This window comes from Pseudoalteromonas sp. 2CM41L (assembly GCF_023161905.1).
In the GTDB taxonomy this organism is placed as follows: Bacteria; Pseudomonadota; Gammaproteobacteria; order Enterobacterales; family Alteromonadaceae; genus Pseudoalteromonas; species Pseudoalteromonas atlantica.
In genome coordinates, this window is the sequence record NZ_JALNTN010000003.1 from 1 (window position 1) to 19,517 (window position 19,517).

The window sequence follows — 19,517 nt, forward strand, 5'->3', positions numbered from 1 at the left end:
GAGCTGGATTCGAACCAGCGAAGGCTGAGCCGTCAGATTTACAGTCTGATCCCTTTGGCCGCTCGGGAACCCCTCCAATGCAACGGCGCTGATAATAGCAAACTGCGTATTTAAGTAAAGAAAAAAGCTAAAGAAATTTGAAATAAAGCCGATAAATATCTATCAGTTATCATAATCGGCTAAAGACTATGCAAATCGATGATTTGTTAATCACAGAGAGTCAACTAAAGACCAGGCTAAATAAAAGTGTGCATGAAAATCGCAGAGGCGAATTCTCACTTTTATTAGCGATGCTATCGCACGATGCGCTGGATTTTAGTCAATTTCACTTGCCAAAAAGTGAAACGCATAGTGCTTATGAAGACGAAGAACAGTTAAGGGAGCGCTTTGGTGCTGGACCAAAGCAATTATTAGCTCCCGAAAAATTTGATATGACCATAGGGCAAGAGCATGCATCGGTGATTGTTCAACAAGGCGAGCAAGCAGGTATGAAAGCAATAAAATTAAGCCACTGCTTAAACCCTGAGCCACTAGCGATTAGAGATGACAAGTTACATATTCCTTTAACAGTAATCGATAATTGTGAACTATCAGTACGCAGGCGCTTAAATGACACGCACACCGCGCTTGCAAGTCTACAAATGGACGCCGCGGCATTTTATGACGATTTAACTAATGAGGCTATACATAAGCCATTGCTTGTTGCTAACGCATAAAAATAATTTAACACTTGTGCGTTTCAAAAGCCTAAAACACCTTATATTTAATAATCGGTTATGCAATAAAATAGAACAATTCTTTTTTTGTTTAAAAAAAGCATCCACAAATTAAATGCAATTGCTATAATGGCTGCAAATGGTATGACTTGAGTGCCATTATCATTAAATCAAGGTAATTAGGAACGTAATGAAGAAAACATTCACGCTAAATCATGAGAAAATCAAATACCCTCGTATGGTTGATGCTGCAAAGCATGAAGTGAAAAAATATTTGAAAAGAGAGCGCAATAAAACGCTACCTGTTGAAGCTGATTACTGGGCGTTTGACTGTAAGTTTGGCACAAGTGCCGATGATGCCGAAGTCGTTCACGTAGCTGAAATTAACAACAAGATCAGCGAAATCGAAAAGCAGGCGCTTACTTCATTCTATGTTGAGATTTTAGCTAGACCTGCGCAGCGTGAATCGTTCGATCTAGATGATGATGAATAAACCAATAGCAATATTGTAGAAAATGGACCTAGATGGTCCATTTTTTGTTTATGGCAGTTATTAACATGTTTAGTGGTATAGAGTAGCGCTTAAATAAAAAGCTATTTTTATGCTAAGTGTTTAGCTTATTTTATACACTGTGACACTTTTTATATTTTTTACCGCTTGCACATGGGCAGGGGTCGTTTCTGGCAACTTTTATATCGGCGACCGGATTAATAATACCCTCTAAATAACGCCATTCACCGTCCTCTTTTATAAAGTCTGATTTCTCATCCAACTCACAATATAAGTTTTGGTAAAAATAATACGCGTTAAAGGCAACATAACCTCGCTCATCACTTTGCTGCGTATCGCGCACAACTAATTTTACAAAGCGGCAGCTATTGGCAAAGTCAGCAATTTCATTTACTGGGTTTTGTGCTTGTTTTTCTTTGGCGTAAGTTTTAAATACATAAGATGCATTTTTTAATGCATAAGCACTAAAGCGCGAACGCATTAGTTGCTCAGGTGTTGCTGGGGTTTTTATATCAAGATGATAAGGCTGGCAACAGTCTCCATAATTAAGCTGACTGTTGCATAAGCAAGCGCTAGTACTGGTTACACTCATAAAATACTAATTAACATAAATTAAAAATGTATTTTACCAAGCTTATTGAGTAAGTGATATTGCTGTAGTGCTGGTTTTTTTAGTAAAGCAAAATAGCTTAGCGCTTCTTTTGTTTAAATTAAGTGATAAATTAACAAGCTGCTGCTCACTTACTATATCGGTCCACGTGATTATGGCTGCAAAGTTACCATTATGAAGTGCTGAATTAAGCACATACTCTAAATTTACTAAATGCTTTTGTCTTATTACAAGCAGTTTGCTGGTATCTATAGAGCAGCTATCTAGCAAGGCTTTACTAGGCACATGGTCGGGCGCAATCAGTAAGGTCCACGCGTTAGAGCTATTGTATTGGTGCAACACTTTTAGCATTTCAAACGTAGCAGAAATTTCATCTTCTACTTTTATTAGGTTTACCGACTCACTTTCATTATGTTGTTGGTAGCTTTTAACGGTTCTTACGGTAATTGGCTGTAGCATAGGTCTCACTCACTGGGTTTATATACAGTACATGTATACAGTAGTTTATACAGTTGTTGTGTGCAAGCGTTTTTTGTTATTTTTTATACAATTAATGGTTTTATGTTCTTTCTCATTCAGTTTTGGAATGGTTTTTCACACATCTGGAATAAAGAGCTATATGTGGCAAGGCTTGTAGCGATGGCATTGTTGTTCCTTATTTGGGTTTTTCTCATAAGGTTTGGAATTTAGTTTTAGGCTTAAACTAATTGAAACACTAAATAAAGATCCTAAATTAATATTCCATACTTTATTTTTCTTGATTTAATACGGTATGCATTGCGGTTGAATGTTGTAGCACATATTAAAAGAGTTCCCCACAAGCTAAGTTATCTTAAGTTAAAAATGTAGTAAGGCGTTTATGAGCGAGGAGCGCACGGTTAGACAAACTCGTTATTGGACATTTCCGAGTTAGGACTTTAACTCTACTAAGTGAGCTCAAGATTAATATTTCTATGTTCAAGCTCCTCGTTGAGTTAAAGTTACTCCACTTGAATTAAAGTCGTGAGAGCAATTAGAGGCGTTCATGAGTCAATGATGAGCAATGTCATAGTGATTACGTAGCTCATCGTAAGCGACTTTTGCAGAGTAATGTTTTGTTCCTCGCCTTTGCGCATCAAGGTTTAGCTCTTCAGAATTGAATTGATCGTAATACTTCTTAAACCATTTTCTATCGATATTGTAATTCCACGTGATATTGCTTTTATTGGACTCAACGTATCTAGCTAAAACGGTGTTAAAAATAAAGTTGTTATAGTTGCGTACACAGTTAAGGCATATGGCGTTTGATTCTTGTAAAAAATTTAGGTCTAAATAGATAGGATTTTCAAAGAAGCTTTTGTGCTGTTCTATACCTAATTTTATAGCGTTTTTCGATCCCAATAGCCCTGCCCTGTGAACAATACAATGTCGTATCTGACATAGTTGCTCAAAACTTTTTATGCATTCAACAAGTTCTTTATGTAGTGGAGAGTCATTTATACTAATATTTAGGTAATTCTTAGTTGTCTCTTTTATGTTTTTAAGAGAAATGAATGTACATTGCTCAAGCAGAGCTTCTGGTAACAGCTTGGCATTGTGATGCATTGCCGCTGCGTATGTAAGTTGCTGCTCTAGGCACTGCTCATATGAAAGCTTGTCAATGAGAATTAACTCTCTTAATAAGCACCTAAAGAATGACTCTACATTTGAAACCATACCTAATAAAAAAAGATTATATAAATGGCTGTCCGTTGATGCATCAATGTGACCATCTCTATCCAAAGAACCCAACTTGATTAAAAGTGCCTTATTTCTTTTAATGTATGTGTCAATAGGGGATTCATTTTGAATTGAGTGAGACCTGAATAAGCCAGAGGTATTTAATTTTACCGTTGGTGATTCACCCGATACTTTTATATTTAAGTTTTTTTTGTTTTTAGACATTAGGAAAGAAACTCCTCCATAATTCTAGTTGCTTCTTGAATCACACGAGTAGCTTTTTTTTCCCCCACCCCTTTAGCTTTCCTCAACTCTTGAGCAGGATTTACCTCGAATAAAATATCAGCAATAGTCTCTATTCTTGTTTCCTCTGTTATTTTGTTTTTTAACCAATTAGTTAAAGGTAGCTCATCAATTTTTTTACTAGTAAGCTCTTCAAATGTCGATTTATTTAACAGCTCAGTACCACAGAACATACAAAACCTTTGTTCTTCGCTACTTCTAAGGTTTCCGCAATTAGAACAACTTGGGAGATTTAGTGATAGGCTATCAATATCTTCTTCAGTAAGAAATTCTGTAAAGCTATTCTTTCTTAAAGGGTGTTTCTCTTTTGGGAGTTGTATTAGCTCAGCAAAGTGAGATGCATAGCCTGCTTTACTTACTTGATAAGCCCCCTCATTGAGAAGTAATGTGAAGTGAGGGATGAATCTTTCGTATGTTCTTGGACCAGAACTATTTTTGCCATGCTTCACCGGATTTACTCTAACTAGCAAACCTGTTTCTTCTAACAACCTAATCATCAACTGAATATCTTTAGCTTTTTTCCCATACTCATCTTGTTGTAAAACACCAAGGAAGAATTGCTGTTTTTTGTCTGCAATCGAAATTCGGTTTGCTAAGGATATATCAGAAACAATCTTATTTATGAGTTTTTGACCAACGGCTACGTAGTTTTTATATTGTGGCTGTTTGGTTGATAAGGTTTTGAACTCTTTTAATATTATTTCTGCTTGCTCAGTAATAACAGAATTCAATTTACTCTGCATGGTCGCCTTAGTAGATGCATGGAATTGGTTGATAAGATTAATAAATGCTCTTGGTACTCCAAATGAAGCATACATGAAGCATTTCTTTATATCGTCCTTTATATCGGTGCTGTAGCGTTTTGAGTATATCTCCTCGAAAAGCTTTACATATTCATCGTCGGCAATACTTGGCCAACAAGGAACACTTTCCGCATCATGTCCAATATGAAAGCGAGGGCCAAATTCAGTATTTGGATAAACCGAAGCTTTGGGTGAGATTTTTGCTGATTTCAGAGCACGGAATATGTCAAAAAATTCAACCATGTAATCTTTCGTAAGTACCAAAGCTGCATCATCGCAAAGTAGGATCGCATGTTTTCGGTTACACAGCAGAATCGCCTCATCAACGATATTACTAACCATGCTCACTGATATTTTGTCTAGTAAAGAGTTGTGCCAATCCCTAACTTGTTGCTTCTCTATTTGATCACAGAAGAGATTTAGGTCATCCCATTGGATTTCATAAGGGGCTAGGATTTTATCGGTATCTTTTTCAAGGTGTTCGAATGTGTCTTTAAGACCTAACAATATCTTAGATAGAGCCCAGCAATGGAAGTACTGAATTGCTATAGATGAGCTATTTTTGAGGGGCTCCAGTCGTAGATACTTAGATAAAGTCATGTATATAGGTAACGGTTTAGATCGTTGACACAAAGCTTGCTTGTAAGCAATCCTCATATGGTGAGTTTTACCCACTCCTCTCGGACCAACGATTAACTTCGAACCACGAGATAAAAGCTTCTTGATTACCCCGCTATAAAACTGGCTTTCTGCGGTGATCTCTTCGAGCTCATCTAGAGTCATGTGATCCGCTCTATATTCAAATTCATCCATTAATTTATCCAATTTAAACCCTAACCTCACTAAATTGCTGGTACCGTTGACGTCAATTCGATATCATTTGTTTTGAATGATTATACATAAATAACAGCTGTGAATAACAACTATGAATAAAAAGAATATCTTAGGTCAATTTTACACACCAGATTGTATATCTAAAAACATGATTTCTAAGGTGATAAAATCATTCCCTCTACCTCAAAAAGTAGTTGAACTGGCTGCTGGAGAAGGTAATTTGCTAAATGCTTTATGCCAGCAAGTAAAGGTTCCGCAAATCACAGCCGTAGATATCGATAATGAAAATGTTTGCCTACTAAAAAAATCAAACCCAGACTGGAATGTTTTTCATGCTGATGCAATGAAAAATTTGGATTTTTTGTCTAAAGGAACGTTTGACATAGCTCTTGGCAATCCTCCTTTTTTAGGAAATGTTGTGGTCAATGAGTATCTTCAAGAGCTTTTAAATAGAATCATTGGGTATGATATTAAATTGGGAACAAAGACTAGGGCTGAATATGTTTTTATCTGCCAATATCTTGAACTGTTGAGATATGACGGAATATTGGCAATTGTAGTCCCAGACACCTTGATTAGTGGCTATCACTCAGCGAAATTTCGTGAAAGGTTAATTGAAAAGATTGAAGTAATAGAAGTAGAGGAAGTGACATCTTTTGCATTTGAGTATACAGAAGCTAAAACTCATATTTTGTATATAAAAAAGTCTAAGCCAACAAAGAAAACCTTAAGGCTTACTACTGATAGTCAAGATGGGAAGTCTATAGAAATATCTATTTCTGACGCTCGCACTCGAATGGATTTTTCCAATTACGTACGTGAATGCTCTAATAGTACAAAACAGTATCGATTGTCGGATTGTGCCCATATATCAAGAGGGGCTAAGACTCACAAAGAGCTGAAAATATTAAATTGTAATTATATTCATAGTACTACTTTCAATTCTGATTTTACTGAGAAGGTAGCATCTACTGTTTTAGGAGAGCAACATCTTGCTTACGGAGATATCATTATGTGTAGAGTTGGCTCTAGAGTGGTTGGAAAAAGCAGAGAGTATAAAGGAATTCCGACCCTTTATTCAGATTGTATATATCGAATCCGTTTCAATGACATCAAGCTTAAAAAGAAATTTTTAAAGTTCCTAACCTCTAAAGAGGGAGTGTCGACTATCTCTTCTTTTACAAGAGGAGTTTGCTCTAGATATATAACTAAAGCTGACCTAGAAAGCATGAGCTTTAATTGATTTACACTTAACCCAAAACTTTGCTCTCAAAACTGTATCTAAGAGTAAGGTCGGCCAAATTGTAGTATGCAAACTTATCTATATAGAGATGAAATATGTATTTGTTTAGCCCGATAAATTGTATGGGTAATCGAGGTAGTGCATAAGTAATTAAAAAGAATAAAACGCATAGATTAGTGTAAGTTAAATATGATGCTCATAGTCGTTAGACTATTAACCTACAAATTAAGGTTTAGCTAAAAATTAAAAAAGGAAAAAAATGGATTTCAAAGGTCAAAAGGAATTTACGAACTACGCTTTATCACAGCATAAAATACAGTCTAAAAAAGTAAAGCCTAGCTATTATAAATGTATTGATGAAGGTGTTCGATTATCTAGTACTAGCTCAGAAGCCGGCAATTTAAAACAAGCTGAGCAAAGCTTCTTAAGGGCTATAAAAATAGCTGAAAAAAATGAATATGCAAAGGCTGCTGCATGTCATGACTTAGGTGTTTTTTACTTTACTCATTTTGCACACATTGCGGGAGCACCGCACTCAAACTTAAAAAAAGCTGAAGTGTTTTTTAATCGCGCTATTGAAAGTAAACAGCGCAGGCAATTTCCTGAGAAACACGCAGCAAGTTTATCTCAGTTAGGAGCTGCGTACCGGAGAGCTGCTAATGAACACCTATGGCATTTTAGTAGTCAGGAAAGTCTATTAAAGGCGGTAAGTTTACATAAGGCTGCTATTTGCGTGTTAGAAAAGCCTATGCCTTCTTTTGTTCGTTTAAACCAGCTTTCGGTTATCTATCTTAATTTATCAGCTACGTTATTCGATTTAGGAAAAAAAGATGAAGCCTGTGATGCCCAACTAAAATCATATCAATGTTTTATGGAAGCACTTAGCTGGTCGCGAGTTAATTTTCCCAATCAAGGGTTAGAAAACTATATAAGTATGAAACCTGAGCAAGTTTTATTGCCTACATTTGTAAGATTAAATCACTTTTCTCAAGATGAGCAGCATAAAACTGTATGCCACGAAATCCTTGAAATGGCACCAATGTTTGGTATTGATCCTTCGGTTTTGATGGGAGCTAACCCCTACTTGGATATATCAAACCCTAGCATTGAAATAATGCAGCTGGTGATGAGCGCAAATAAAAGCCAATCAGATAGTGATATAAAGATATTATCTGCAAAACTACAATCATTAATGAAAAATCGACAATCAACCGAAACCGATCAGGAGTCTGATAGAGTTAGTGTATTGATTCAGCAAGCAAGCTCAGGTTTAGCTAGAGTATTAGTAAAAAAAGATGCTGCTTTACGCGCTTTCCAAACCTTAGAGAATTCAAGTGGAATGCGCTTTTGCGAAAGCGCGAGTACATTCTGGCTTTATTCAAAGAATCCAGTAACGCAAGTACTACTAAGTGCTAAGAGGCAATTAGGTAGTGTATATTATGGTTTAAATGAATTAGCGCTTATCGGGGAAAAGACAGAAAAAAAAGATTTAAATCAGTGGTTGTTTGATTCTGCCTTATTATTGAAGCCTCAAGAAAAAAAGCAATTCAACATAGATAATGCTTCGTTATTCGATAAAAGGTTATATGCCTCTATTGTAGAGTCTGCGAGCAAAGCGACTGACCCTGTAAATTATTTAAAACAAAAAGCAAGTATATGCTTAACAGATTTCCAGAAACTGGGAAAACTAACCGATGAGTTAGACCCTGATTATTTAAAAGCAAGACAGCGTACCTATCAAATTACTTTGGACGACTTAACTGAAGCTATCTATTCTCATCCTGAGCAAGTTTTAGTAAAGATAGATATTGAAGATCATTATGATGATGCGTTGGTTATTGTTGCGTATCTGCAAAATAACGAAATTATAGCAAAGGGCTACTCATTTAATATGCCTAAGGATCTTGTTAATAATATTGCTGCATTTGTAGCTAATAACAAAGATGCGAATATAGAGTGGGATCTAGGTTTTATTGATTGGAAAGCGATACTTCCCAGCCATATGCTAAAAGTATCATTACTCCCTTCTTTCTTTGCATCACACATACCTTGGTCCGCGACAGGTAAAGCTGGTGAGAAACTGTATCATTTAGTGAATGAAGTTAACTGGTTGCCTTCACTCATGTATTTATATCAGCGAGTTAACTATTTTGATAAAAAAACATGTGATACGAATGTATGCGGAGGCGGTACTTTATTTGAAAATGTCGCAGTGAAAAATAAAATAATCTGTAAAGATACTCAAACTATTGAGGATGTTGTTAATCAATTAACTCAATCAGAGGTATTTAGCTTTTATGGTCACTGTGAGCATAAATATCCAGAGAGGCCATCTTTGTTATTTCGCGATTATACGCTTCGTGATGTTGAAATGCGTGATGCGGTGAGAGGGTCTGAGCGAATAGAGTTATGGGCTTGCCAAAGCGGCGCGAATATACCATTAAACTTTTTTCCGAGCCAAGTGAATGAAGCACTTGGCTTAGATATGAGAATGCTAGAATATGGCGCTAAAACAGCCATAGGTTCATTATGGCCAATTCCTGAAATTGTTACTGCGCATATAAAGTCAAAGTACGATAGTCTCGTTATAAATGGTATGGGGGCTTCAGAGGCTCTGCTTAGCGCCCAGCAGTGGTGGGTCGAGCTGGGAGCGGATGAGGAACTACGTAGAATCAAATTAAACGGCGAAAAGGATTATTTGTGTTCAATTGGATGTAACTCTGCAAACCAATCACTGAATGCTTTAATGGGGCCTGTGCTTTCGGGTAAAATAAAGAACTCAAGTGAAATTGATTTTAATCTTTTAGAGTATAACTTTAAGCACCCCTCTGCTTGGGCGGGGTTGCGGTTTTGTGGTGTAAATGAGCAGACAAACATTTTTATTCCTAAAGTAAATTTATCATCTGACGAACGACATCAAGTAAATGCGCTTTTATTACAATTAAATTTAAAATCAGGTTTTGTAAAACATGCAAGATGACTTACTTCCTATCCATGATTGGTCCCTCAATGGGCGCAATGAATATATAGAATCTAATAGGGCAATAATTGAATTAATAATAGATCAGGGTTTAGAAGAATTCGACGAACAGACTGCGTATTCGGCTTTTCAGAGTCAAGATAGGGCTAAAAATAAAATTATTAACTTATTTTGTGCAGAGCAGTTTGAAGTTAGTAATTTACCTATTGAAATGCCCAAGAATATTCGCTTGTTCTCCCAGATAGCTTTTTGGGTTAAATATAAAACAGCAGGAAAGGTATATACCGGAAATAGAGTTAAAGTCGAACTAGAAGAGAACTACCAATCTTCCCAGTCAGTAGATAATGATTTAAAAATAAGTGAGTTAGCAAGCAATCTAGAACAATTAAATCATTGTGTAGCACCTGATATCATTGGGTATTGGTTGCTTGCTAATAAGAAGCTATTAAGGGAGTTAGCTTCATCAAAGAGCCTAAAAAATTATGCTGATTTAGATGAGATAAAAAATGAGGTTTCAGACACTCAAAAAACACGTTATAAAGCTGATGCGTCTTTTAGGTATTTAACTTTGTTTTTAAATTTAGATAGTCGATTTGGAAACTTTGATTTCTATCAAAAAAAGTATCTAGTTAAAGGTTTGAATCGGCCTCAATATGTAGCGAATAAAACTGAGTCACATCATGAAAAACATAAGGTTAGATTAGTAATTAAAAATATCATTCACCAATTTCATGAAATATTATCTAGTATTGATGATCGCGATATTTTAGAGCGCTCACTCTTTAAATCGATTGCTAAAAGTGCAGTGTTAGATGTATATGAAATAAACAAAAGTGACCCTGACCGCTTAATTTGCATGAAAAAATTAAAACTGCTTAGAGCCAAACCATCATCACTCAAGGAGTTACAAGATGAAACTTGATAAACTAACTTTGGATGAAATGGTGCAAGGTATAGAGTCTGAGAGTTCAGTATGGACTGAGTTATTGGGTCATCCTGAAGCTGAGCAGCTTTGGAGTAATGCTGTAAAGCGCCGTGAAAAATTAGATGCTTTTTGTCGTTTTGTCGTTAAATGGCCTTCTATGGTGACTAATTATAATAAAGTGAAATCTTTTGCAAAAAAAAGCTTTGATGCTCCCTCTATCAGTATTTTTAGCCCTAGCCCTGATTTATTTAGCGCTACATTAAATAACGCTCAAGTTAATGCTGAGAGTAGTTCATTAGAAGTTGCAGTTAAATGGGGGACTCAGCAAGTTATCGAGCTGGGGTCAGAGCTAAAAATTAAATTTAATACTGAGGCATTAATTAGTATCTATTATTCATATAACTGCGGTGATGGGTGGATTAAATCAAGTGATGCTTGGGATTTTTTACCACATGAAGGCCCTGTATTACTTACTTTTGTAGATACTGATAGTAAAAGTAATGAGTTTGAATTAGTTTTAAGAGATGCAAAGTCTGTCGCGACTATTGTTTTACTCCCTTCATAAATAAAAAGCGAAAAAAAATACTTTCATTAGCGTATAGGAGCACCAACAACAAAAAGGTGCTCAAATATGTCGTCATCAAAACATCCTTTAACCTTTGAAAAAGAGTTAAAAAAAGAAAATATCCCTCAACTATTTATTAATAGTTTCAACACTCGCTTATGGCAAAACCTTTCAGCTAACCAGCGAAATAAAATTGAAAGTTTAATTAATGCCATTGCAACCGGTAAGCCATATTCGTGGTTTGGTGGTCAAAAAATAAAGTCTAATAACTCTCTTATACGGTTTCGTATTGGAAGAAACTACCGACTACTTTTAATACGCTCATCTGATAAATTTAATTTTCAGTTATTTAATAGACAAAACTATGAACTAAATTTCAAAAGAAACAGCTCTTTCTCTAATGGATTAGGAGGAGCGAAACAATGGAATTAATTAAGGCTCAAAATGCAACTATTAAAGAGCTAGTGATTAATTGGCATATAACCGAAGTCTGTAATTACAGCTGCACATACTGCTTTGCAAAGTGGGGGCGTCCTAAAGAATTGCACCGCTCTTTAGAAGACATTGAAAGTCTTCTTGATCATTTAGCTAATTATTTTATCAAAGGCTCACCAACGTTAAAGAGTGAGTTGCAATACGAAGACGTTCGACTGAATTTTGCAGGCGGTGAGCCAATGATGTTAGGAAGTACCTTTTATATCGCCTTACAACTAGCTAAGCAGAAGGGGTTTAAAACGTCGATTATCACTAATGGTCATTATTTAATAAATAACAAAATAGACTTTCCTGAAAATTTGTTAGATATGATAGGTATTAGTTTTGATAGCCAATACTTAAATACACGAAAGAAAATTGGTCGAATCGATAGAAAGGGGAATTCGTTAAGTGCCGACGATTTAAAGCTATCTATTAAAAACTTAGTTAATAGCCAACACGGAGTAAAAACTAAAATAAACACAGTCGTAAGCAGTCTAAATTGGGAGGAGGATTTTTCAGATCTGATTGATGAAATACAGCCTTACAAATGGAAGGTTCTACATGTAATGCCGTCTGATAATGATGAATTATTGGTTTCAAAAGATAAATTTCATCAATTTGTAAAAAGACATAGTGGCTTAGGGTTACCACTTTTTCCGGAATCTAATTCAACTATGACAGAGTCTTATTTGATGATAGATCCTCATGGTCGCTTCTATCAGAATTCATCGGGTAATAAAGGTTATAAATACAGCGACAGTATAATTAATTGCGGTATTGAAGATGCGCTGACTCAGATTAAGTTTAACCCTAAAACATTTTTATCAAGATATCGAAAAATTGATATTGATGTAATTAATAATTAAGGGTCTGATATGAAGAGTGAAACTTGTTTTGGTAAAGTATCTGGTCAGCCACTATCTGAATATTTATTTGAAGAAGAGGCGCAGGAAGCTGCTAATTATGCAAAAGAAAACTACGGTAATGATTTAGATCCATATAAATGTAGGAATTGTAATTATTGGCATTTATCGCCAAAAAATCGACAAACCCCTAGTCAAAAATGTGAGCGCTGTACCGGTGGAGACGGGACAGTTAAAGATGCATATAGATCTAAGCGTGAAGCGCGATTACGTGCTGATATCATCTATGATGAGCAAGGGATAAGCCTTCGACCATACAAATGTAGGTATGGAGCTGGTTGGCACCTTACTAAAGATAGGTTTTAGCTCAGTTTCGGATTTGTTTAGTGTTTCTTTAAAAGTCGAAACTAGCAATAATCCAATTTTTATATACCCTGTTTTCTTAGCCTATTAAAATTTAATAGGCTAAGAAAACAGGGTATATAAAATATAAATATTGCAATTTAAATGCTTATAGTGCTTGAGATCAAAGCTGCGCATCCAAATAGTATCTTACTTCACGCAAATTTGCGATTGTCCCTAGGAGCATAAAATTTAGTGCTGTAGAGCCATTAAAAGCTTCGTTTGGTTTATTTAGCCATTCATTGGCTTGTGCTCTTTGTGAAAAGAGTATCCCTAAATTTTTATAAATACCAAGCACATAAGAAATACGTTCCAGCACATCACTGGTTAGTGTTGTTACGCTACCTCTTTTCCACCTCTCAAAGGTAAATTCATCAGGCCTACCGAGTAAAATTAGTTGCTTACTTTCACTCACATCCCATTCTTTCATAATGTTGAAGTATGTTTTTAATGCAATTTTAGCTGTCTCGGTTGATTTTAGATTCATACTTAAGAGTTTCGTTTTAATTCATGTACTGTGGATGATACATCTACTTATAGCTCAGTTATGACGAAGTCGCAGTTAAGTGGAGCTAACTTTTCAATCTAGCTTACATATTGAATTCATTCAGTCAGGTTCAAGTCAGCCTCTGCATCTAAAAAGTTTGTTTTTTAATTTTTAGTGACCTGCTTTTAAAGTCAGGTTGGGTGTTTTTTTAGATTTAAATATTCTAAAACATCTCCTGCTTATACTTCGTTGCTATTGCCTTAATATGTTAACTATTATTTTTATGTGTAAATACACATGAAAAATAAGGGTTTTTTAGTGTTTTCTATCTTTTTTGAGTGTTAACTATAGTTTTAGCTTTCAGACTGTTAAAAAGATCTGTTTTTTCTTGCGATATTGATATTTGACGTCATCATAAACTTAACTAAAGTTTAATTTTTGATGGGGGAATTAGGTATGGCTAAAAATATAAGACATACAAAAATAGATAATGCATATCGCAAAAATGACATGAGACGTAATTTAGAACGCTTCAGTCGATTTAATATATCAGGCTTATTTCCAACTACAAAAGATTCATCGCCTCATTTTTTTGAGTCATTCAATGAGGCACACTTTGCTGTGATGTTTGAGTTTGATCCAACTATTGTTTCAGTGAAAAGCCAACCATTTACCATAAAATATCTTGATGGAAAAAGTGTTAGAGTTTACACCCCAGATTACTCTATAACTGACTGTAATAATGTAACTAAGTTTATAGAGGTTAAAGTTTCAGAAGCCCTTGATGAAAAGCAAAATCGAAAGCATGGTTTGATAAAGAAAGCATTTAACGAACATGGGTTAGAGTTTCATGTCATGACAGAAAAGCACCTACCTTCACGATTAGCGTTATCAAATATGATGATGATTAAGAGAAATGCAACGGCACTTGGAGAAGTTAATTTTGACGCTTTAAATTATCTTTTAAATATATTGTCAGTGCCAACTTCACTCGCTACAGCAGTTAGTATTTGTGAAAGTTTAAACATAGACACTAACTTAATTTCATATTGCATTCTCCGTGATTATTTGAAAATAGGGTTTTCATCTAATTTTTCTGGTGAAAGTGTTTTATTTAGCAATATTTATGAGGGTGAGTTATGTCCGGCATGATAATAGAAGGTATGAAATTAAGAGTTGATGAGCTCTTCTACGTTGTTGATGCTGTACAACAAAACTCACTCAGCAAGTTAATGTTTCTCTCACCATTAGATGCAGCACAAAAAAAAATAGGGGGTGCGAATGTAAAAGTGCTTTCTCATCAAGAGCTCACGAGAAAAATTAATAATAATGAAGCGAGCTTTTATGATCAAAGTACATCCCACTTAACAGGAGTACCATTTTTAAGTGATAAGCAAATTAAAGATCAAGAGATGTGGCATAGTTTTGTTGTAGATCACCTTGCTAGGCATTCAAAAAATTACACATCGAATGCGAATATTGACGAAAGTCGGATGTTATTTGACTGGAATAAATTTAATTCAAAGTGTTTCAGTAAAAGCACGTGTCAAGCAAAGGTGAAAGCTTACTTAGATTCAGATAAAGATCCTAGGAAACTAATAAATTACGACGCAGCTTCGTGCAACAAGGGTAAAAAGCGATTTACTCAAGAAACTGAAGATATCATCTATGATTTCTTTATGGATTACTATCTTGTTCGTAGTGACAAGACCGCAAAGTCTACGAATAAAATTTGTGATTTGATATGTATAAAAGTTAAGCAGCTCAATAAAGAAGATCCAGTTAAATACCCAAAGGTCCCGTCTAAATCCAGTATATACAGACGGCTCGCGGATATAGAGGCTGAGATGGTTATAAATAGGACGATTAGTAAGCAGAAACAAAAGGGTTTGCGCTATAAGTTAGGTAGGGAGTATATCGGTGAAGAACCATTAGAGCGAGTCGAAATGGATGCTGTTTACATCAACCTTGGCATTAAAAGTGAAACTAGGACTTATCTTGGCACGCTTGCTGTCATGTTTGCGATTGATACATGTACTCGCTGCATTGTTGGTTACTCTATAAAGGTAGGTAAGAAGGTTTCGGAATCATCTGATTTAGCAATTGAATGTTTAAAAAATATTGTAATGCCTAAAGAGAATATAGATTGGCCGTGTAATGGCATTCCCACCAAACTCTATTCCGATGCTACTACCGCAACCAAAGGTAATGGATACAAAATCATGGCATTAGGGCTCGGTATAATGCCATTGGTGACTGTATCTTATAGTCCATGGAGTAAACCATTTATTGAAAGTTTTTTCAGGACGTTGCGTCGAGAGTTTTTATCTAGGCTGCCGGGCTACTTGGGCTCTAAAACGCGTGTTAATAATGCACATTTAGAGCAGGGTGAAACGGCTGAACAACACGCTTCGATGACATTGCAGGAGTTTGACGAAGAACTTCAGAAATTTATAACACAGACATACCATACTTCTGGGCATGGCGGGCTAAACCAAAGAGCTCCAATTGACGTTTGGCAAAAGAAAGTAAGCGAAAACCCACTTCTTATATGTGAACCTAGTCCTAAATTTATACCTGAACATTTTCGTGGCGGTGTCAGTATGAATCACACGCTTTATAAGAATGGTTCTATTAAGTTGAAAAATGAACAATATGCAAACTCCGAACTCAAGGAGCTAAGTATGTCAGGTGTAGAAAAGGTTGATTGTTTTTACAGTGATATTGATACAAGAAGCATCGTTGTTAGGGCTGATAAGACGTTTGTAATTGTCCCGATACGAGCTAAGAGTCATCATGACGAAGTAGGTTTTCAGCAGGCTGAATTAGATGTTGCTCGCATTGGAAAATTTAATGATATTAGCTCATCACCTCGAAAACATTACTCTTATAAAAAGGTAACAAGGGGCTTAAATAATTTTCAAAAGATGAAAGCAAAGCAAGCTGAAAATAAAGAGCATGAAACAGGTCGTAAAAAACCAAATAAACTTAAGTTTGATAATACCAAATCGATCGACATGAATGACTCTAACGCACGCGATCAAATTATGAATGCAGTAAGAGCTGCAGAGGCTGATGAATCTAAAAATTCAACAATGCCTGAATTTAATGTGGGTGATGAGTTATGAGTACAGCTTTTACCGAACACGGAGATAACACGCTCAAGACTAAAGCAAAGATGCTGACAGAAAAGACTTTTGTTTGTGCAAAAAACAAAGAAGAGCTCGATTTACTTTTATCCGAAGCAAGTAATGTTATTGAGCTTAATAGTGGCTGCTGTACGCTTATCGTTGGTGATTCGGGCTCGGGGAAAACGACGTTACTAAAAAAATTTAAGACTCGTTTTAATGAACAATACGCTAATACAGCACCCCCTACGAGCTCAGAGCAAGCATGCTATATACGTTCCCCATCTAATATGAGCCCATTAGACTTATATAGAGCCATTCTTAAAGGGTTTGGTGAGCCGGGTCTTATAGAAGGTACAGAGGTCCAATTACGCATACGTATTGCTAAGCAAATGCAAACCAAGCGCTATCGAGTTTTATTGTTTGATGAGTTTCAGCAAGTGGTCGAAAAAGTAGGTATAAAGTCAGTTCGTCAAATAGCTGATTATTTAAAAGAGCTTGTTGATGAGCTTAATGTGTATTTAGTTTTTGCAGGTACGTCAAAAGTCCAAAACCTTCTGTCAATTAATGAGCAGTTCGCTTCTAGGAACTCTCTTACAATCAAAAAGTCCCTTTTATCAGTATCTACCTTAAGCAATTACAGAGTTTATGTGAGCTACTTACTTACACTGAACGAAAATTTAAAATTCACACGCATTGATTTTACGGACCCTCGAATAAACCTACCGCTTTTTGTAACTACCAATGGCGACTTACGACAGCTCACTCAAGTGTTAAGCAAGGCTATTTTACATGCCGCTAAGCGTCATAGAGACGAGATGCTATTAGATGACTTGGTTCAAACATTTAGTCCCAAGCTAATCAAAGGTCGTACTCAAGTGAATCCATATAGCCAGAAGTTCATGATACTTAAAAAAGAGTTAGGGGTTCATTATGAAGTGTAAAATAACGATTACGCCATATGGAGCTTGTGCATTGATAGCTCATTTTTATGGCTTTGTAAGTGTTGCTAAATTGTTTAAGTCCAATCAGATGCATGTGCCTTTCGCTTGGAACTTTTATAAAACTGAGCACGTTGATTTGCTGTTTAGCATAGAGCAAATAAAACAAGATATTATAAAGTATAAGTTATTACAGGGCATTCAGTTCTCGGCGTTTCGCAGCTCAACCTCGCTTTCTAAACAATTAAAAGTGTGTGCTGAATGCTTTAAAGAAAATACCTTACATGATGTTAATTGGCAAAATGTCTCAACAACCATTTGTATCAAACATCAGGCTCCATTGATTAACGTTCTAAACGTGCTGTCTTGTGAGGAGAGTAAGCCACATTTAAAAGAGCCCCTATACTTATTTGAAAAGCATATTTTAAGTTTAGAGGATGTTGAAAGGCCTGCTTTTGAAAACGCACTTTTAAAATTTTCTGAGTCAGTTTTTCGACCTCTGGATTTTATTACTGCAAAGCTAAAGTTAGATAGAGTAAATATAAAGTTCTTGAGATTATTATTCGAAGACGTATACAAGCTTTTATGTTGTGTAGAGCTTGGTGATGTATGGGAAGGCTTGCTTTTAAAACATCGCAGACACCTAGAAGGAATGGGGCAACTTGTTACTCGGTTTGGGATAGATGAACTTCGAGCGCAGATTAGCTCATTTAATATTAAAAAAGGTTTAACGTCACCAATTGAAGCAGAGAAAATTTTGCTGAAATATCATAATAATGACATTGATACTAACTTTTACAGTATCAAACATCGCTTCCATAAAGGAGTTAATATCAATCAATTAAGCTTTCAAGTAGATGGTGCGATGCTATCAAACTTCTTAGGGATAAAAATGAAGTCATTGACGTATATGGTAAAGAAAAATACGCTACCAGCATTAAGGTGTAGCATTCTGTCTGAAAGGTCATTTTTTGACCTTGAAGCTATCAAAAACATTATGTCTAAGACATATGAGCCAAGAAATGCTCAAGTACAAATCTTAGATAAATTTTATATAATTGATGACATCCCCCAAGATATCTATGATTTATTTGATTTAAGCGTTGAGGAATTGGTTGATTATGCAATATCTGGAAAAGTTGAAGCTCAATTTAAAGTGAATAGCTCTTTGCGTTATGTAAACTCCTTGCATATATCTGAAGTTGGACTTAAAGAAGTGCTTAAAAGTAAATGGCAGTCATTTAAGGATATGAAGCATAAAGATGTAATAAAAATTCTCAAGTTGGATCACAAAACGCTCCTTAAATTAATAAATGACGGTTTTCTCAAACTTACAAAAGATAAGAAGTTAATTGATGCTGACTCTATCCGACACTTTGTAAGTACTCACCTTGTATTGAATAGAACTGCAAATTTTGAAAGGTCACGTGATTGCGAGAAGCTAGTTAGAGATTGCTGCAAAGCTGAACCAGTTTGCTTACTTTACATGAATGCCTATTTAACTGATTTCGTAGTATACAAAAAGGAAAGTTTAAACGATTGCTGCTTGCGAAAGCTGGAGTCTAGATTCACATACTTTGGAAAACCCAAATTAGATTTATCTAAAATTGTGATTACTTATCAAACTAAACCTAGTTAGATGATGTCTAACTAGGCTAAACCTATCGTTGGATTTAGTAACTAAAAAGCATTACGGTAACTGCGAATAGTTCACAACCCCTCTGGAAAAACAATATTAGTAACGAATTGACTACCCCCCATCAATACTTCTCTCAAGGTAGGGCATGGAAATTTATTTTTATTCCCTGCTAATATAATCTATTATGAATATATCTTTAGAAGCTAGCTCAATTAGGGCTATTTTTTTCGCCTTAAATTTACCGGGAAAATTAGGTCTCGTATTTTAAATTTCTTCATTCCAGCGTTAATTGAGAAAATAGCTTAATTCCAGCATTGAATGGGAAATATTCCAAATTCCTATTGGAAATTCACTTATTAAATCCCCGCCGTATATAGTTCCCAATTCCAAGC

Annotated in this window: 18 protein-coding genes; 13 read left to right on the top strand and 5 right to left on the bottom strand. The window is 35.6% G+C overall.

Annotated elements, in window-relative coordinates; translation table 11 throughout:
* Positions 1-188: 188 nt before the first annotated feature.
* Positions 189-716: a VC2046/SO_2500 family protein gene (locus MTF64_RS04910; protein WP_248450789.1), complete on the top strand. Its 528-nt coding sequence runs from the start codon at positions 189-191 to the stop codon at positions 714-716.
* Between the two features lie 190 nt (positions 717-906).
* Entirely contained in the window at positions 907-1,209 is a 303-nt protein-coding gene (locus tag MTF64_RS04915) for a DUF6172 family protein (RefSeq protein ID WP_004589192.1), read from the top strand.
* A 130-nt stretch (positions 1,210-1,339) separates the two neighbouring features.
* On the opposite strand, the gene MTF64_RS04920 is transcribed toward MTF64_RS04915, so the two are convergent.
* From MTF64_RS04920 to MTF64_RS04935, 4 genes are all read right to left on the bottom strand, one after another.
* Positions 1,340-1,819: a YchJ family metal-binding protein gene (locus MTF64_RS04920; protein WP_029774254.1), complete on the bottom strand. Its 480-nt coding sequence runs from the start codon at positions 1,817-1,819 to the stop codon at positions 1,340-1,342.
* Positions 1,820-1,861: 42 nt separating this feature from the next.
* Positions 1,862-2,296 (bottom strand): SulA-like leucine-rich domain-containing protein, encoded by a 435-nt coding sequence (locus tag MTF64_RS04925; RefSeq protein WP_029774255.1) that lies wholly within the window; start codon positions 2,294-2,296, stop codon positions 1,862-1,864.
* A 570-nt stretch (positions 2,297-2,866) separates the two neighbouring features.
* Positions 2,867-3,760, bottom strand: coding sequence for a hypothetical protein (locus tag MTF64_RS04930; protein ID WP_248450790.1), 894 nt, complete (start codon positions 3,758-3,760; stop codon positions 2,867-2,869).
* Positions 3,760-5,454, bottom strand: coding sequence for a hypothetical protein (locus MTF64_RS04935; RefSeq protein WP_248450791.1), 1,695 nt, complete (start codon positions 5,452-5,454; stop codon positions 3,760-3,762). The genes MTF64_RS04930 and MTF64_RS04935 overlap by 1 nt, the downstream gene beginning before the upstream one ends.
* A gap of 112 nt (positions 5,455-5,566) precedes the next feature.
* Here MTF64_RS04935 and MTF64_RS04940 point away from each other — a divergent pair, with 112 nt between their 5' ends.
* The 7 genes from MTF64_RS04940 (at position 5,567) to MTF64_RS04970 (ending at position 12,894) form a co-directional block, all read left to right on the top strand.
* The gene (locus MTF64_RS04940; protein WP_248450792.1) at positions 5,567-6,718 is read left to right on the top strand and encodes an N-6 DNA methylase; all 1,152 of its coding nucleotides are present in this window, start codon (positions 5,567-5,569) and stop codon (positions 6,716-6,718) included.
* A gap of 259 nt (positions 6,719-6,977) precedes the next feature.
* Positions 6,978-9,698: a CHAT domain-containing protein gene (locus tag MTF64_RS04945; protein WP_248450793.1), complete on the top strand. Its 2,721-nt coding sequence runs from the start codon at positions 6,978-6,980 to the stop codon at positions 9,696-9,698.
* Positions 9,688-10,620 carry a hypothetical protein gene (locus MTF64_RS04950; RefSeq protein ID WP_248450794.1) on the top strand — a complete coding sequence of 311 codons (933 nt, stop codon included), beginning with the start codon at positions 9,688-9,690 and terminating at the stop codon, positions 10,618-10,620. The genes MTF64_RS04945 and MTF64_RS04950 overlap by 11 nt, the downstream gene beginning before the upstream one ends.
* Positions 10,610-11,188 carry a hypothetical protein gene (locus MTF64_RS04955; RefSeq protein ID WP_248450795.1) on the top strand — a complete coding sequence of 193 codons (579 nt, stop codon included), beginning with the start codon at positions 10,610-10,612 and terminating at the stop codon, positions 11,186-11,188. The genes MTF64_RS04950 and MTF64_RS04955 overlap by 11 nt, the downstream gene beginning before the upstream one ends.
* 66 nt (positions 11,189-11,254) lie before the next feature.
* A complete protein-coding gene (locus tag MTF64_RS04960) occupies positions 11,255-11,620 on the top strand; it encodes a hypothetical protein (protein ID WP_248450796.1) in 366 nt (121 codons plus the stop codon).
* Positions 11,611-12,531: a viperin family antiviral radical SAM protein gene (locus MTF64_RS04965; RefSeq protein ID WP_248450797.1), complete on the top strand. Its 921-nt coding sequence runs from the start codon at positions 11,611-11,613 to the stop codon at positions 12,529-12,531. The genes MTF64_RS04960 and MTF64_RS04965 overlap by 10 nt, the downstream gene beginning before the upstream one ends.
* Positions 12,532-12,540: 9 nt before the next feature.
* Positions 12,541-12,894 carry a hypothetical protein gene (locus MTF64_RS04970; RefSeq protein ID WP_248450798.1) on the top strand — a complete coding sequence of 118 codons (354 nt, stop codon included), beginning with the start codon at positions 12,541-12,543 and terminating at the stop codon, positions 12,892-12,894.
* A gap of 160 nt (positions 12,895-13,054) precedes the next feature.
* Here the strand turns inward: MTF64_RS04970 and MTF64_RS04975 are convergent, their stop codons facing one another.
* Positions 13,055-13,417, bottom strand: coding sequence for an MbcA/ParS/Xre antitoxin family protein (locus MTF64_RS04975; protein ID WP_248450799.1), 363 nt, complete (start codon positions 13,415-13,417; stop codon positions 13,055-13,057).
* Between the two features lie 456 nt (positions 13,418-13,873).
* On the opposite strand from MTF64_RS04975, the gene MTF64_RS04980 reads away from it, so the two are divergent.
* Genes MTF64_RS04980 through MTF64_RS04995 form a run of 4 tightly spaced genes read left to right on the top strand, consistent with a single transcriptional unit; the run spans position 13,874 to position 19,125 of the window.
* On the top strand, positions 13,874-14,569 hold the full coding sequence (locus tag MTF64_RS04980) for a TnsA endonuclease N-terminal domain-containing protein (RefSeq protein ID WP_248450800.1): 696 nt from the start codon (positions 13,874-13,876) through the stop codon (positions 14,567-14,569).
* On the top strand, positions 14,557-16,545 hold the full coding sequence (locus MTF64_RS04985; protein WP_248450801.1) for a hypothetical protein: 1,989 nt from the start codon (positions 14,557-14,559) through the stop codon (positions 16,543-16,545). The genes MTF64_RS04980 and MTF64_RS04985 overlap by 13 nt, the downstream gene beginning before the upstream one ends.
* Positions 16,542-17,489: a TniB family NTP-binding protein gene (locus tag MTF64_RS04990; RefSeq protein ID WP_096739404.1), complete on the top strand. Its 948-nt coding sequence runs from the start codon at positions 16,542-16,544 to the stop codon at positions 17,487-17,489. The genes MTF64_RS04985 and MTF64_RS04990 overlap by 4 nt, the downstream gene beginning before the upstream one ends.
* Positions 17,479-19,125 (top strand): hypothetical protein, encoded by a 1,647-nt coding sequence (locus MTF64_RS04995; protein WP_248450802.1) that lies wholly within the window; start codon positions 17,479-17,481, stop codon positions 19,123-19,125. Before MTF64_RS04990 ends, MTF64_RS04995 begins: the two co-directional genes overlap by 11 nt.
* The last annotated feature ends 392 nt before the right edge of the window (positions 19,126-19,517 follow it).

Coding starts and splice junctions, on each gene's coding strand:
- MTF64_RS04920 (WP_029774254.1), bottom strand. CDS start 1,819: ATGAGTGTAACCAGTACTAGCGCTTGCTTATGCAACAGTCAGCTTAAT.
- MTF64_RS04910 (WP_248450789.1), top strand. CDS start 189: ATGCAAATCGATGATTTGTTAATCACAGAGAGTCAACTAAAGACCAGG.
- MTF64_RS04935 (WP_248450791.1), bottom strand. CDS start 5,454: ATGGATGAATTTGAATATAGAGCGGATCACATGACTCTAGATGAGCTC.
- MTF64_RS04985 (WP_248450801.1), top strand. CDS start 14,557: ATGTCCGGCATGATAATAGAAGGTATGAAATTAAGAGTTGATGAGCTC.
- MTF64_RS04990 (WP_096739404.1), top strand. CDS start 16,542: ATGAGTACAGCTTTTACCGAACACGGAGATAACACGCTCAAGACTAAA.
- MTF64_RS04915 (WP_004589192.1), top strand. CDS start 907: ATGAAGAAAACATTCACGCTAAATCATGAGAAAATCAAATACCCTCGT.
- MTF64_RS04960 (WP_248450796.1), top strand. CDS start 11,255: ATGTCGTCATCAAAACATCCTTTAACCTTTGAAAAAGAGTTAAAAAAA.
- MTF64_RS04940 (WP_248450792.1), top strand. CDS start 5,567: ATGAATAAAAAGAATATCTTAGGTCAATTTTACACACCAGATTGTATA.
- MTF64_RS04950 (WP_248450794.1), top strand. CDS start 9,688: ATGCAAGATGACTTACTTCCTATCCATGATTGGTCCCTCAATGGGCGC.
- MTF64_RS04995 (WP_248450802.1), top strand. CDS start 17,479: ATGAAGTGTAAAATAACGATTACGCCATATGGAGCTTGTGCATTGATA.
- MTF64_RS04925 (WP_029774255.1), bottom strand. CDS start 2,296: ATGCTACAGCCAATTACCGTAAGAACCGTTAAAAGCTACCAACAACAT.
- MTF64_RS04945 (WP_248450793.1), top strand. CDS start 6,978: ATGGATTTCAAAGGTCAAAAGGAATTTACGAACTACGCTTTATCACAG.
- MTF64_RS04955 (WP_248450795.1), top strand. CDS start 10,610: ATGAAACTTGATAAACTAACTTTGGATGAAATGGTGCAAGGTATAGAG.
- MTF64_RS04975 (WP_248450799.1), bottom strand. CDS start 13,417: ATGAATCTAAAATCAACCGAGACAGCTAAAATTGCATTAAAAACATAC.
- MTF64_RS04980 (WP_248450800.1), top strand. CDS start 13,874: ATGGCTAAAAATATAAGACATACAAAAATAGATAATGCATATCGCAAA.
- MTF64_RS04965 (WP_248450797.1), top strand. CDS start 11,611: ATGGAATTAATTAAGGCTCAAAATGCAACTATTAAAGAGCTAGTGATT.
- MTF64_RS04930 (WP_248450790.1), bottom strand. CDS start 3,760: ATGTCTAAAAACAAAAAAAACTTAAATATAAAAGTATCGGGTGAATCA.
- MTF64_RS04970 (WP_248450798.1), top strand. CDS start 12,541: ATGAAGAGTGAAACTTGTTTTGGTAAAGTATCTGGTCAGCCACTATCT.